This window comes from Maritimibacter sp. HL-12, from assembly GCF_900177545.1.
Taxonomy (GTDB): Bacteria; Pseudomonadota; Alphaproteobacteria; order Rhodobacterales; family Rhodobacteraceae; genus Sinisalibacter.
Genome location: NZ_FXBQ01000001.1, coordinates 606,298 through 620,393 on the forward strand (window position 1 = coordinate 606,298; position 14,096 = coordinate 620,393).

Sequence of the window (14,096 nt, forward strand, 5' to 3'; positions counted from 1 at the left end):
TTCCTTGGCAAAGTTGCGCGGAATCTACCCGCGCGCGCAGCGATGCGCAATAAAGTTTCGCCACCGCGCAAGATCATTTCCGGCACATGTGGTCGCACCCCGGCCCGTTGACAGCATGTCGCAAGGGGTTTCGGGGCCGTGCCGACCGGACTATATCGGAGGCAACCATGAATTCCGAGGGATAAAACCATGTCCGAGACACATCACACCAAGGTTCTCATCATCGGCTCCGGGCCGGCGGGCTACACTGCCGGGGTCTATGCCGCCCGCGCCATGCTCTCGCCGATCCTCGTGCAGGGGATGGAGCCGGGTGGCCAGCTCACCACCACCACCGAGGTGGAAAACTATCCCGGCTTCACCGAGGTTCAGGGGCCTGAACTGATGGTCAAGATGCAGGACCACGCCGCGGCGATGGGCACAACCATCATCCAGGATATCATCACCGATCTCGATCTCACCAAGCGCCCCTTCACCGCCCGGGGCGACTCCGGCGACATCTACACCGCCGATTCGGTCATCCTCGCCACCGGCGCTCGCGCGAAGTGGCTTGGCCTGCCCAGCGAAGACAAGTTCAAGGGCTTCGGCGTGTCGGCCTGCGCCACCTGCGACGGCTTCTTCTACCGCGAGAAGAACATCGTCGTGGTCGGCGGCGGCAATACCGCCGTGGAGGAGGCGCTGTTCCTCACCAACTTCGGCCAGAAGGTCACGCTGATCCACCGGCGCGACGAGTTGCGCGCCGAGAAGATCCTGCAAAACCGCCTGTTCAAGCACCCGAAGGTCGAGGTGCTCTGGGATCACACCATCGACGAGATCGTCGGCACCGACATGCCGATGGGCGTCACCGGGGTGCGCGCAAGGCACGTCAAGACCGGCGCGATCACCGAGGTGCCCGCCGATGGCGTCTTCATCGCGATCGGCCACGCCCCAGCGTCGGAACTGGTGAAAGACGTGCTGGAGTTGCACAACGGCGGCTATGTGAAGGTCGAGCCTGGCACCACCCGCACCTCGATCCCCGGCGTTTTCGCCGCAGGTGACCTCACCGATCACGTCTACCGCCAGGCCGTGACCTCGGCGGGCATGGGCTGCATGGCGGCGCTGGATGCCGAAAAGTTCATTGCCGAAATGGACGACGTGACCGAGACGGTCGTGACCGAGATCGCCTGAGCGAAAAACGATTTCCCGAAAACCCGACCGCCCCCGAAACCGGGGGCGGTTTTTTTCGTCAAGCAGAGCCATTTTCGCCGCAATTTCCGGTTATCGCCCCGGTTGAACTTGAAACCGCAGCCCTCTGGCGCGTAGATGCGCGCGCCAGCCGTCCCTTGCACGGCATCCTGAGCAATGAACAACAAGGCCGAGTACATGATGTTGCCCAACCTAGCCCCGATTTCCGAACTCTACGTGTCCTACGACAGCGCGCAGAAGCTGAAGCATGAGGCGGCCAATCTGGTAAGCTGGGATCTGACGCCGCGCCAGGTCTGCGATCTGGAATTGTTGATGAACGGCGGCTTCAGCCCGCTCAAGGGCTTCCTCAGCGAAGCGGATTACGACGGCGTGGTGGAAAACATGCGTCTGGCCGATGGCACGCTCTGGCCGATGCCGATCACCCTCGACGTGTCGGAAGATTTCGCCGCCGGGCTCGAAGAGGGGCAGGACATCGCGCTGCGCGACCAGGAAGGCGTGATCCTCGCCACCATGACGATCAGCGATTCCTGGGTGCCGAACAAGGCGCGCGAGGCCCAGATGGTGTTCGGGGCCGACGACGTGGCGCACCCGGCCGTCAACTACCTGCACAATACCGCCGGCAAGGTGTATCTCGGCGGACCGGTCACCGGCATCCAGCAGCCGGTGCATTACGATTTCCGCGGGCGGCGCGACACGCCCAACGAGCTGCGCGCCTATTTCCGCAAGCTGGGCTGGCGCCGGATCGTGGCGTTCCAGACCCGCAACCCGCTGCATCGCGCGCATCAGGAACTCACCTTCCGCGCCGCCAAGGAAGCCCAGGCCAACCTCTTGATCCACCCGGTCGTGGGGATGACCAAGCCCGGCGACGTCGATCACTTCACCCGCGTGCGCTGCTACGAGGCGGTGCTCGACAAATATCCGCAATCGACCACGTCGATGAGCCTGCTGAACCTTGCCATGCGCATGGCCGGCCCGCGCGAGGCGGTCTGGCACGGGTTGATCCGCGCCAACCACGGCGTGACCCATTTCATCGTCGGGCGCGATCACGCCGGTCCCGGCAAGAACTCGGCGGGCGAGGATTTTTACGGTCCCTACGAGGCGCAGGAGCTGTTCAAGCAATACCAGGACGAGATCGGCGTCGAGATGGTCGATTTCAAACACATGGTCTATGTGCAGGAAAAGGCTCAATACTTCCCCGTCACCGAAGTGCCCGAAGGCGACACCGTGCTCGACATTTCGGGCACCGAGTTGCGCCGCCGCCTGCGCGAAGGGCTCGAGATCCCCGATTGGTTTTCGTTCCCCGAGGTGGTGAAGGAGTTGCGCCGCACCTCGCCGCCGCGCTCGCAGCAGGGCTTCACGGTGTTCTTCACCGGGCTTTCGGGCTCCGGCAAATCGACCATCGCCAATGCCCTGATGGTCAAACTGATGGAGATGGGCGGCCGCCCGGTCACGTTGCTTGACGGCGACGTGGTGCGCAAGAACCTGTCGTCGGAACTCGGCTTCTCCAAGGCGCACCGCGATCTCAACATCCGCCGCATCGGCTACGTGGCGAGCGAGATCACCAAGAACGGCGGCATCGCGATCTGTGCCCCGATCGCGCCCTACACCGCCACCCGTCGCGCCGTGCGCGAAGAAATCGAGCAATACGGCGCTTTCGTCGAGGTGCACGTCGCCACCTCGCTGGAGGAATGCGAGCGACGCGACCGCAAGGGGCTCTACAAACTGGCGCGCGAAGGCAAGATCAAGGAATTCACCGGCATTTCCGATCCCTACGAGGAACCGGCAACCCCCGAACTGCGGGTCGATACCGAGGGTGTCGAGGTCGACAACTGCGCCCACCAGGTGGTCCTGAAGCTGGAATCGATGGGTCTGATCGCCGCGCAGTAGCGGTCGGGCCGGGCATCGCGCGGAATTTTTCACCCAGCGCCCATCTCGCGGCGACCTATCGGCAATCGCCCCCCTTGTCAGGGCTGGTTTCAGCCCGAAATACATTCCACGCGACCAAGGCATGACGTCTTGGCGAAGGCTTGGTGAGGAGTCGGAGAAGAATGGACAAGAGCAACGTGGAACCGCAATCCGCAGACGGCGATCTGCGGCAGATTCCACCGCGTCAACCCGGCCCGCTCGGAAAGGTTCAGGCGGTTCTGGAATCGTCTTGGTTCCAGACCGCGATCATCGTGCTGATCATGGTCAATGCAATCACGCTCGGGCTGGAAACAAGCCCGCGCGTCATGGCCTTGATCGGCCCGCAACTGCTTGCCTTCGACAAGATCGTGCTTGGGATTTTTGCGGCCGAGGTTCTCACCAAACTTGTTGTCTACCGCACCCGGTTTCACCGCGATCCATGGAACCTGTTCGACTTCATCATCGTCGGCGTGGCGCTGATGCCGTCAACCGGCCCGCTCTCGGTCTTGCGTGCCCTGCGCATCCTGCGGGTGTTGCGGCTGGTCTCGGCGGTGCCCTCGATGCGCCGCGTCGTGGTGGCCCTGCTGACCTCAATCCCTGGTATCAGTTCGATCGTCGGATTGTTGATGCTGGTGTTCTATGTTTTCGCGGTCATGGCCACCAAGCTCTTCGGGGCGTCGTTCCCCGAATTCTTCGGCAGCATCGGCGCGTCGTTCTACTCGTTGTTCCAGATCATGACGCTGGAAAGCTGGTCGATGGGGATCGTGCGGCCGGTGATGGAGATCTACCCCTTCGCCTGGCTCTACTTCGTGCCCTTCATCCTCGTCACATCCTTCACCGTGCTCAACCTGTTCATCGGGATCGTGGTCGATGCGATGCAGCGCCAGCACGCGGTCGAGGATGCCGAGAATACCCCCGAAGCCGCCTCGGCCGACGCCCAGGCAGAGATCCTTGCGGAACTCGCGGCGCTGCGCCGCGAAATCGGCCAACTCAGGCACGCAAAGGGGGATTGAGACAAGTAGAAAACCGCCCGTGGCCCGGCCCGCGCTCTGCGCCGGGCCAACGTGGCAAGATGATCTTCAGTGCACCGTGACCGGCGCAAAATCGTTCTGGCGTGCCAGCACGAAAGCCATTTCGCGGTCGCGCACCAGCGCCAGCCGCTCGCCTTCGGCCGAATGCACGGCGTAGAGCTTCTTGAGGCCGCCGACTTCGCGACGCACCTCTTCGGGCAGATCCTCAACCGCCACTTCGCGGACGTAGACGATCCGGTCTTCGCTCTCCGGCAAAGCCTTGTATTTCACATCCATAACGCTCTCCTTCCTCACTTGGGCGGGCGTCCCCGATGGGCTCACCCTTTGCGGATCTGGATCGACTTCACGATCTTTTCCGGCTCGGCGCGCTCAAGGTCGATGTGCAGCAAACCGTTCTCGGTCGCGGCCCCCTTGACCTCGACACCATCGGCCAGAACGAAGCTCTTCATGAACTGGCGCGCCGCGATACCACGGTGCAGGAACACGCGGCTCTCATCCGTCTTCGGACTGCGCCCGCGCACCACGAGCTTGCGATCTTCCACCGTGAGCGAGAGATCGTCCTGTGCGAACCCGGCCACCGCGAGGGTGATCCGGTAGGCACGTTCACTCACCTGTTCGATGTTGAAAGGCGGGTAGCCTTCCGTTCCGGATTTTTCGGCCTGTTCGAGCATCCGCTCGAGCTGGTCGAACCCGAGCAGGAACGGGTGTGTGCCCAGCGTCAGTTTCGTCATGTCCACGTCCTTGTCATAAGCGACCTGTCGTGTGCGCCCCGCTTTCGGCGGCCCACACCGAAAATATGGGGAGAGGGCCTTCCGGCTGCAAGGGGCGCAAAAGGCTTGGTGGTTCGAGAGCGCGGCGCTAAGTTATTGCAACTGTGCAGAAAGCGACTCAGGTTCGATGTCCAATGCCGAAGAAATGAAAACCGAGGATGTCTTGCGGGTGGAGCTTGAAGTGCTCAAACGCGAGCATCGCGATCTCGACGAAGCGATCGTCGCATTGCAAGACCGCGCAACCGCCGACCAGCTCACGATCCAGCGCCTGAAAAAGCAGAAACTCGCGCTGAAAGACAAGATCGCCCGGATCGAAGACAAGCTCACCCCCGATATCATTGCGTGACCACGGGTTTGCGCGTAAAACGCCGCTTCCAAGCACCGGCCCGACAGCGAGGCGCCTATGTCAGACGTGAAAGTGGGGATCATCATGGGCAGCCAGTCAGACTGGCCCACGATGAAGGAAGCCGCCGGCATTCTTGACGAGCTTGGCGTTGCCTACGAGGCGCGCATTGTCTCCGCCCATCGCACCCCCGACCGGCTCTGGGACTATGGCAAGACGGCTGCCGGCCGGGGCCTGCATGTCATCATCGCCGGTGCGGGCGGCGCGGCGCATCTGCCCGGCATGATGGCCTCGAAGACCCGCGTTCCGGTGATCGGAGTGCCGGTGCAGACGAAGGCGCTTTCGGGCGTCGACAGTCTTTATTCCATAGTGCAGATGCCCAAGGGCTTCCCGGTCGCCACCATGGCGATCGGCGCGGCGGGTGCAGCCAATGCCGGGCTGATGGCGGCTGGCATCCTTGCGCTTGGCGATCCCGCGCTGGCCGAACGCCTCGACGCGTGGCGCGCGGCGCTCTCGGCCTCGATTCCCAACGAGCCGCAAGATGACTGATCCCCTCGCCCCCGGTGCCACCATCGGCATCCTTGGCGGCGGCCAGCTTGGCCGCATGCTCTCGGTTGCAGCGTCGCGGCTTGGTCTGAAAACCCATATCTTCGAGCCCGGTGCCAACCCGCCGGCGGGCCATGTCGCCGACCGTGTTACCACCGCGCCCTATGATGACGAAGCCGCACTCAGGGCCTTCGGCGAGAGCGTCGATGTCATCACCTACGAGTTTGAGAACATCCCGACCGATGCGCTCGACATCCTTGAAAAACTTGCCCCGATCCGCCCCAACCGCGAGGCGCTGCGGATCAGCCAGGATCGGTTGACCGAGAAAGGTTTCATCGAAAGCTGCGGTCTCACCGTCGCCCCCCATGCGCCGGTCGACAGCGCACCAGATCTGTTGGCGGCCCTCACAGCCATAGGCGCCCCCGCGATCCTGAAAACCCGCAGGCTCGGTTACGACGGCAAGGGCCAGGCCCGGCTCGGCACCGGCGATGATGCCGCCGAGGCGCTGAAAACCATCGGCGAGGCACCCGCGATTCTCGAAGGCTTCATCGACTTCGAGCGCGAGGTGAGCGTGATCGTGGCGCGCGGGCTCGACGGCGCGGTGGCCTGTTTCGATCCCGGCGAGAACGTGCACAAGGGCGGCATCCTCGCGACAACCACGGTGCCGGCCGCGGTCGACGATGCCCGCGCGAAAGCCGCGATGCAGGCAGCGCAAACCATCGCCGAAAAGCTCGATTACGTTGGCGTCATGGGTGTGGAATTCTTTGTCACCGCCGCGGGGCTTGTGGTCAACGAAATCGCACCAAGGGTCCACAATTCGGGCCACTGGACCCAGAACGGCTGCGTGATCGACCAGTTCGAGCAGCACATCCGGGCAGTCGCGGGCTGGCCGCTCGGCGATGGCAGGCGCCATGCGAACGTCGTGATGGAAAACCTGATCGGCGACGACATGGCGCGCGTGCCCGCGCTCGCCGCCGACCCGGCCAATGCCCTGCATCTCTACGGCAAGGCCGAGGCCAAGCCGGGCCGCAAGATGGGCCACGTCAACCGGATCACCGGCCCGGCGCTGGATCACTCGTAACCGGCTTCCTTGCGGATCCTGTCGAGCACGTCGCCGTAGTCGAGATTTTCATCGAAACGCCCGGTTTCGAGAAAGGTCACCACCTGCGCGATCACCAGCGGGCTGACCATGGTGAAGGTATGCGTGACCGGCAGCACGATATGGTCGGCCATGCCGGCAACCTTGGTGCTCTCGACCGAAACCTTGCCATCGTCCTCGCCTTCGATCAGGGCCGAGAACACCGGGTTCATCGACTGGTTTCCCGCGATCACCCCAAGTTCGAAGGCCGGCAGACCGGCGGTGCGCGGAACCGAATCCGGGTCCGTGCCCAGTTCCAGCCCTGCCGGGCCGTTGAGCCACTCAAAGGGCCCGAAATCGCCGAGTTGGTATTCGCTGAAAGCATCGACAAGTTCCGACCCCTGGTTGGGCGGCGCAAGCATCACCACGCGGCCCATGTTGGGCGGGCGAAAATCGCGCAACCAGACACGGGCGAGAATACCCCCCATCGAATGGGTGACGAAATGCGTGGTCTTTCCGCCGCATTTCTGCACTGCGCCGGGCACGGCAAGGTCAACAAGCTCCTCGACCGTCGCTTCCGTCGAAGGGTAGCCCTCGTTCACCACTTCGTAGCCAAGCTGCACCAGTGCCTCTTCCATCACCCGCATCGACGCCGCGGTGCGGGCGAGCCCGTGCAGAAGCACCACGCATTCCCCCTCCCGGGCCTGAGCGGGGAGCGGGGCGAGAACCGGGAGCGCGAGAAGGAGAACGGCAGCGAGGCGGGTCATGCGTGACAGATAGACGTGGTGGCAGGCAAGGGAACGGGCGCGCGCAAAGGGTCGGCGCGCGCCCGCCAAACTCATACCGACGGCTCAACCCCGAAGGCCGGGCGGGTGATCCGCACCACCACAGCCCCGGCACCGACGAGGAAGATCGCCATCACAGCGAGCCAGCCAAGCCACGGGATCAGGCCGATCAGCGCACCGATCGCCGCACCGGAAAAGGCCGCAAGCGCCCGGTCTCCGGTCGATTTCGGCATCGGTCGGCCGGCCACGGCGGTAACCCAGACACCAAGCGAATAGGTGCCGACCACGTAACCGCCGATCCCCAGCAGGACCGCCGCAATCAGTGCGAAGGGGATCACCACGATGCCGATCCCGGTCATGGCGAGGAAGACGACGGAACCGACCAGCGCCGACAGCCCGGCAAAGCCGAGAAGCCCGGTGCGCCATGGACGGTCGAGCACGCGCTCGCGCAGGGCGGCGAGCTGTTTCGGCGCGATCGCCGCGAACAGCGTGCCAAGAAGACCCACCGCGAGAATCCCGCCGAGCCAGCCCCGCAGCCGGGTCAGGAAACCGGGGCGTTCGTCCTGTGCATCGCCGTCGTCCGAATCGAAGGCGCGTGCCGGGTGGAAGGTGACACGATCCGCCGAGGCCACCCGCTCGGGCACCTCGATGCTGTCGGGGTCGTCGGTGTAGACATGCACCTCGCCCGCCACCGTCGCGGCCTCGCCCCAGCTCACATCCGGGGTGGCCAGCGCGAGATCACCCATGATCGAGGCGCTCACGTCCACCGTCTCGCCCGCGATCAGCGCATTGCCGGCCACCGGGGCAGTGAGCCGGACACGCGATCCGGTGGCCCGCAGGTTGCCCGATACCGGCTCGGCAACCGTCAACCGCTGGCCCATGATGGTGACGTTCCCGGCAACCGGGGCCTCGATATCGACTTCCATCCCGGCACCGTAGAAATTCTCGCCAACCCGGCTGGTGAGCGTGACGTAGCGCCCGGCCATGTGGGCCGAGCCTTCGACTTCCGAGCTCGATGTCACCTTGTCGCCCGCCGCGAAAAGATCGCCCACCGCATCACCCGAAAGGGTCACGCTGCGCCCGGCAAGGAAGGCATCGCCGCCGAACCGCCAATCGGCCACATCCTGAGCGAAGACGGGCGTGGCGAGCGCTATGAAAAGAAAGGGAATGATTGCACGCAGCATGGGTCTACCCCCGAATTAATGTTACTCACGTTAACATAGGCGTTTGCCATGTCATTTGTAAGACGGATGGGCAAAAATGTTTTCGCCCGAAAAACAGGGAAAAGGGGCCGCGTGCTGGCGGCCCCTTCCCGGTCTTGCATTTGAGCGAAGGCCCGGCAGGCAAAGCCCGCCGGAGGCGCTTACATCATGCCGCCCATGCCGCCCATGTCGCCCATGCCGCCGCCGGCGCCACCGGCACCTTCCTTGGCGGGAAGGTCGGCAACCATCGCTTCGGTGGTGATCAGCAGACCGGCGATCGAGGCCGCGTCTTCCAGCGCGGTGCGGGTCACCTTGGCCGGGTCGATCACGCCGAACTTGAACATGTCGCCATATTCTTCGGTCTGGGCGTTGAAGCCGAAGCTGAGATCGTCCGACTCGCGGATCTTGCCCGCGACCACGGCACCATCGACACCGGCGTTATCGGCGATCTGGCGCAGCGGGGCTTCCAGAGCGCGGCGCACGATGGCGACCCCGGCGGCCTGGTCGGAGTTGTCGCCCGCCAGACCTTCGAGCTTCTTGGCGGCCTGCACCAGTGCCACGCCACCGCCGACGACGATGCCTTCCTGAACCGCCGCACGGGTTGCGTTGAGCGCGTCGTCAACACGGTCCTTGCGCTCTTTCACCTCGACCTCGGTCATCCCGCCAACACGGATCACGGCGACACCGCCGGCGAGCTTGGCAACCCGCTCCTGCAGCTTTTCCTTGTCGTAATCGGAGGTGGTTTCCTCGATCTGGGTGCGGATCTGGGCGACGCGCGCCTCGATCTCGGCCTTGTCGCCGTGGCCATCGACGATCGTTGTCTCTTCCTTCGAGATGGTGATCGACTTGGCGGTACCGAGCATGTCCATGGTGACGCTCTCGAGCTTCATGCCGAGATCTTCCGAGATCACCTGGCCGCCGGTCAGGATCGCGATGTCCTGCAGCATGGCCTTGCGGCGGTCACCGAAGCCAGGCGCCTTGACGGCAGCGATCTTCAGGCCGCCACGCAGCTTGTTGACCACGAGCGTGGCCAGCGCCTCGCCTTCCACGTCCTCGGCAATGATGAGGAGCGGTTTCTGGCTCTGGATCACCTGTTCGAGCAGCGGCACCATCGGCTGCAGCGACGAGAGTTTCTTCTCGTGCAGCAGGATGTAGCAATCCTCGAGCTCGGCGAGCATCTTGTCGGGGTTGGTCACGAAGTAGGGCGAAAGGTAACCGCGGTCGAACTGCATGCCTTCGACGACTTCGACCTCGGTTTCCATGCCGCGGTTTTCTTCTACGGTGATCACGCCCTCGTTGCCGACTTTCTGCATCGCATCGGCAATGAAGCGGCCGATGTTGGCCTCGCCGTTCGCCGAAATCGTGCCAACCTGCGCAACTTCGTCGGAATCGGTCACGTCACGCGCCGCCGCCTTGATCGCTTCCACGACGCGGCTGGTGGCAAGGTCGATGCCGCGCTTGAGGTCCATCGGGTTCATGCCGGCGGCAACGGCCTTCAGGCCTTCCTTCACGATCGCCTGGGCAAGCACGGTGGCGGTGGTGGTGCCATCGCCGGCTTCGTCGTTGGTGCGGGAAGCGACTTCCTTCACCATCTGGGCGCCCATGTTCTCGAACTTGTCTTCAAGCTCGATTTCCTTGGCAACCGTCACACCGTCCTTGGTGATGCGCGGCGAGCCGAAGGACTTGTCGAGGACCACGTTGCGGCCTTTGGGGCCGAGGGTCACTTTCACCGCATCGGCGAGGACGTTCACGCCGCGCAGCATCTTGGTGCGGGCATCGTTGCCGAACTTGACTTCTTTCGCCATGTTCCTAGCTCCTGTGTTCTATTGGTTTGAAATCCGGTCCGACAATCAGGCGATGATGCCCATGATGTCGGATTCCTTCATGATCAGCATCTCGGTGCCGTCAACGGTCACCTCGGTGCCCGACCACTTGCCGAAAAGGATCTTGTCGCCTTCCTTCACATCCATCGGGATGCGGTCGCCGTCGTCGTCGCGCGCGCCAGCGCCCACGGCCACGATAATGCCCTCGGCGGGCTTTTCCTTGGCAGTGTCGGGGATGATCAGGCCGCCAGCGGTTTTCTCTTCGCCTTCGAGGCGACGAACGAGCACACGATCATGCAGGGGAGTAAATGCCATTTCTGAGGCTCCTCAACTCGGTTATCCTGGGTCTTGGCACTCACCGGAGGCGAGTGCTAACGACGCTTAGCTAGGCAGACGCGCCGGGGCTGTCAACAGCGCAGGCCGGGAAAAATTTCTGGACTGGAGTGTAGCTCGCCAAAAGGTTTTGCAGTGATTGACACGAGAAGTTGCAGCAAGTGATTTTTGGCAATCGACTAGATGGTGCTGTCAACCAGAGCGTCGGCGCATCAGGTCATCATCGATCGGCCGCTTCCCCCCTCGAGTTTTCCACGTTGGCTCAACGAGCCCTTCCGCAGCGAGTGCTATGACTGCGTCGCCAATTTCTTTTCCGCGCAGAAAAAGCTGTTCTTGAATACCAGCCCGCAAGGTTGAGAACTTGAGATTGTGCGACGAATGATCAAGCCGTTCCAGTATCGCCGAGCGAAGACCCTTCAGGTGCTGTCGACGTTCACGCAGATAAGGTCCTTCAACATCGACTAACCCGGCAAGGAAGTCGGGCTGCTGGGGGTCTTGGGCCTTGTTAAAGCGACTCTGGTCGTGTTGGGATAGCGCCTTGAACTCCGCCTGGCGCATCACTTCCATCCCGGCAGGATGATGCGTGCCGTAGAACATCTGAAAATGGATCTGATTGCGATCCGGGTTGTGGATTGGCGAACTGGCAGCAAAACGAAAACCCAAATCTTCCTTCAGAACCCGTGTCAGCTCCTCCTCGATCTCTGTGATCGGGATGCGTTTGCCAGCAAGGCGCTGGGATCTCTCTGCACCTAGCAGTTCCCTGAGACGATCAGCTTGTTCCGGAACCGGCGGGCATAGAAAGCGTTCAACGAAGCTCCGCATGAAGTTGATCATGATTTCGGAGTTTCGCTGACCCGATAGAGCCTTCAGTGCATCCGGGGAAAACCCGCTCCACCCCGTCGGATCAACGAACAAGAGCATGAATTTGTTCGTCGCCAGCCTTTTGATCTTCGCCACATTGTCCTCGAAAACCCCGTTTAGGGTGTGGATTTCAAGGAGGGGATATTTATCCCGTGCCGAATCGATGAACGCCTCCAACCTGGCAAAAGACTGCTTGTTCTTTTCGTTAAAGATACACCGAATGGCCGTCTTTCTGTCGCCCGGCAAGGTCTCAGCCACGCTCTGCAAATTCGATAGAGCGATGGCGATTGATGTATCGCTTAGGCCTTCGGCATCGCGCTCTTCCCAGGGGCCACAAAACGCGTCGACATAGTCAATACTGCCATATGTCCGGACCACCTTGTGTGCGAAGTTTTCGAGGTACCTCCTGAGTAGTGCATGCTTCGCTTCGGTCTGCTCCCGATCCCTGTAAAAATCGCCCATCTACCTCCCCCGCGACTGAATTAGAGGCAAGTAGAACAACCGGTCGTTGATTCGGCAATCCTCGGTACAGAGTTCAAGAGCGGAGGGCATCGAGGATCGGTTCGGGAACAATATGCGTCGGGAACCCGTTCCACTCCTCACCGTCGAGCAGGCGCCCGCCCGATTTCGGCCGTGCCCCCCCCCACTGTTTGAAGAAAAAGGCGACGTCATCGCGCTGGCATATGTCGCGGATCTCAGTAGCCCACGATGGGTGCATCGGGCGCGCCCGCGGTCCGCTCTCGCCCCCAACAATTGCCCAAGCCACCCCAGCCAGGTCAACGTCGCCGATCGGCCCGAGGAGTGGCTCAAAGGAGATGAAACGTGCCCGGGAGTTGATGCGGCGCAGGTGCTCGATACGACTGCGGTGGGCTCGATCTTCAACCGAAACCCCAAGCCAAATATGGTCGGGCACCCCTCCACCCGCGTAGCGTTTTTCGACATAGTCGAGCATGAGAGAGCTTCGCTTCGTAAGCACTTGGTAGACATGCCAGTCAGCGCTCTCCATCACGGCAAAAACCCGATCAATATAGCTCCGGTCAATCTCTTTGTGAAATAGATCGCTCATCGAATTTACGAAGATCATCCGCGGCTTTTTCCACTGAGCGGGTTGAGCAAGACGGTTTGGCCAAAGGGTCAGATCAAACCCTTGTTCGTAGGGGTGGCCGGGAACGCCGCGCCAACGTTCGGCAAACCTCTCGGCGTAGCAATTGTCACAGCCAGGACCGATCTTGGTGCAACCCGTGACCGGGTTCCAGGTCGCATCGGTCCATTCAATCGTAGAATTTTGGGCCATATCGAACTCCCCTTCAACGGGTCATTGAATCAGATATCGAAGGGCTTGTCACCAACAGCTCCCCCACCTTCCCCCGGCTCCCGCTCTTTCCGCTCACCGTGTAGCTCGTCTGCACCTCGGCCAGCTCGAACCGGCCGAACAGCTCACGCACCTCCGGGAGGTCGTTGATCGACATGAGGAACCGCCCTTCGATCGCGGCGAGCTGCTGGGCGAGGCGTGCGAAATCCTCCCTTCCGAACATGTCCTTGCCGTAGTCGTTCTCGTTCCCCCAATAGGGCGGATCGAGGTAGAACAGCGTTCCCGGGCCGTCATAGCGGGCAATGAATTCGGCGTAGCCGAGGCACTCGATCACCACGCCGGAGAGGCGCGTGTGCAGGTCTTCGAGGTCAGGCTCCAGCGTGGTGAGGTTGAACCGCGCGGGGCGGTCTTTCGAAACACCGAAGTTCCGCCCGGAAACCTTTCCGCCGAAGGCCGTCCGCTGGAGGTAGAGGAACCGGGCGGCGCGCTCCAGATCGGTCAGCGTGTCCGGGTTGGTGTCGACCAGTCGGTTGAACTCCGTTCGGGTCGTCAGCTGAAAACGAAGCGTGTCGAGGAACTGCGGGTAGTGGCGCTGCAGGATGCGAAACAGGTTTGCCACGTCGCGGCTGTAGTCGTTGATGACTTCGGAACGCGGACGCGATGTCCGCCGCAGAAACACACCGCCCATTCCGAGGAACGGCTCGGCGTAGACCTGGTGGGGAATGCCATCGAGGATCTTCACGATCCTCTTGGCCAGGTTGCGTTTGCCGCCGAGCCAGGGCGCGACGGGTTTCACCGGGGTGACCGGGGTCAGGGGGGAGCTTTCCATAATGCTCGAATCGCCTCAATCTGCCCCTCCCTCGCGAGGGAGGGAGCGGCCTTGAAGCACTGTGGGTCGGCGGGGTCGTGGGTGGAACTTCGGCCC

The 14,096-nt window shown here is 62.5% G+C and carries 15 protein-coding genes; 6 read left to right on the top strand and 9 right to left on the bottom strand.

What is annotated here, in order from left to right:
- The first annotated feature begins 189 nt into the window (after positions 1-189).
- The 3 genes from trxB to B9Y97_RS03090 all read left to right on the top strand — a co-directional run bounded on the left by trxB (position 190) and on the right by B9Y97_RS03090 (position 4,100).
- Positions 190-1,164 (top strand): thioredoxin-disulfide reductase, encoded by a 975-nt coding sequence (trxB, locus tag B9Y97_RS03080; protein ID WP_085525379.1) that lies wholly within the window; start codon positions 190-192, stop codon positions 1,162-1,164.
- A 195-nt stretch (positions 1,165-1,359) separates the two neighbouring features.
- Positions 1,360-3,069 (top strand): bifunctional sulfate adenylyltransferase/adenylylsulfate kinase, encoded by a 1,710-nt coding sequence (locus tag B9Y97_RS03085; RefSeq protein ID WP_085528071.1) that lies wholly within the window; start codon positions 1,360-1,362, stop codon positions 3,067-3,069.
- Positions 3,070-3,230: 161 nt separating this feature from the next.
- Positions 3,231-4,100: an ion transporter gene (locus B9Y97_RS03090; RefSeq protein WP_085525380.1), complete on the top strand. Its 870-nt coding sequence runs from the start codon at positions 3,231-3,233 to the stop codon at positions 4,098-4,100.
- Between the two features lie 66 nt (positions 4,101-4,166).
- On the opposite strand, the gene B9Y97_RS03095 is transcribed toward B9Y97_RS03090, so the two are convergent.
- Together B9Y97_RS03095 and B9Y97_RS03100 are read right to left on the bottom strand one after the other, a co-directional pair.
- Entirely contained in the window at positions 4,167-4,394 is a 228-nt protein-coding gene (locus B9Y97_RS03095) for a DUF1150 family protein (RefSeq protein WP_085525381.1), read from the bottom strand.
- Positions 4,395-4,435: 41 nt separating this feature from the next.
- Positions 4,436-4,849, bottom strand: a complete 414-nt coding sequence (locus B9Y97_RS03100; protein ID WP_085525382.1) for an Hsp20 family protein — start codon at positions 4,847-4,849, stop codon at positions 4,436-4,438.
- A 166-nt stretch (positions 4,850-5,015) separates the two neighbouring features.
- Here B9Y97_RS03100 and B9Y97_RS03105 point away from each other — a divergent pair, with 166 nt between their 5' ends.
- From B9Y97_RS03105 to B9Y97_RS03115, 3 genes are read left to right on the top strand one after another with little or no spacing between them, the layout of a single operon-like run.
- Complete coding sequence (locus B9Y97_RS03105; RefSeq protein ID WP_085525383.1) at positions 5,016-5,234, top strand: YdcH family protein; 219 nt, start codon at positions 5,016-5,018, stop codon at positions 5,232-5,234.
- 57 nt (positions 5,235-5,291) lie between these two features.
- Positions 5,292-5,780 (top strand): 5-(carboxyamino)imidazole ribonucleotide mutase, encoded by a 489-nt coding sequence (gene purE, locus B9Y97_RS03110; RefSeq protein WP_085525384.1) that lies wholly within the window; start codon positions 5,292-5,294, stop codon positions 5,778-5,780.
- Entirely contained in the window at positions 5,773-6,858 is a 1,086-nt protein-coding gene (locus tag B9Y97_RS03115; RefSeq protein ID WP_085525385.1) for a 5-(carboxyamino)imidazole ribonucleotide synthase, read from the top strand. Before purE ends, B9Y97_RS03115 begins: the two co-directional genes overlap by 8 nt.
- Here B9Y97_RS03115 and B9Y97_RS03120 read toward each other — a convergent pair.
- From B9Y97_RS03120 to B9Y97_RS03150, 7 genes are all read right to left on the bottom strand, one after another.
- A complete protein-coding gene (locus tag B9Y97_RS03120; RefSeq protein ID WP_085525386.1) occupies positions 6,849-7,622 on the bottom strand; it encodes a lipase family protein in 774 nt (257 codons plus the stop codon). The two genes, B9Y97_RS03115 and B9Y97_RS03120, sit on opposite strands and share 10 nt — an antisense overlap.
- A gap of 71 nt (positions 7,623-7,693) precedes the next feature.
- Positions 7,694-8,824 (bottom strand): DUF8173 domain-containing protein, encoded by a 1,131-nt coding sequence (locus B9Y97_RS03125; protein WP_085525387.1) that lies wholly within the window; start codon positions 8,822-8,824, stop codon positions 7,694-7,696.
- A 179-nt stretch (positions 8,825-9,003) separates the two neighbouring features.
- Complete coding sequence (groL, locus tag B9Y97_RS03130; RefSeq protein ID WP_085525388.1) at positions 9,004-10,647, bottom strand: chaperonin GroEL; 1,644 nt, start codon at positions 10,645-10,647, stop codon at positions 9,004-9,006.
- 45 nt (positions 10,648-10,692) lie between these two features.
- Positions 10,693-10,980, bottom strand: coding sequence for a co-chaperone GroES (locus B9Y97_RS03135; protein ID WP_085525389.1), 288 nt, complete (start codon positions 10,978-10,980; stop codon positions 10,693-10,695).
- Positions 10,981-11,190: 210 nt separating this feature from the next.
- Entirely contained in the window at positions 11,191-12,321 is a 1,131-nt protein-coding gene (gene tcmP, locus B9Y97_RS03140) for a three-Cys-motif partner protein TcmP (RefSeq protein WP_085525390.1), read from the bottom strand.
- A 73-nt stretch (positions 12,322-12,394) separates the two neighbouring features.
- Positions 12,395-13,153 (bottom strand): DUF5131 family protein, encoded by a 759-nt coding sequence (locus tag B9Y97_RS03145; protein ID WP_085525391.1) that lies wholly within the window; start codon positions 13,151-13,153, stop codon positions 12,395-12,397.
- A 13-nt stretch (positions 13,154-13,166) separates the two neighbouring features.
- Entirely contained in the window at positions 13,167-14,000 is an 834-nt protein-coding gene (locus B9Y97_RS03150; RefSeq protein WP_085525392.1) for a DNA adenine methylase, read from the bottom strand.
- Between the last annotated feature and the right edge of the window lie 96 nt (positions 14,001-14,096).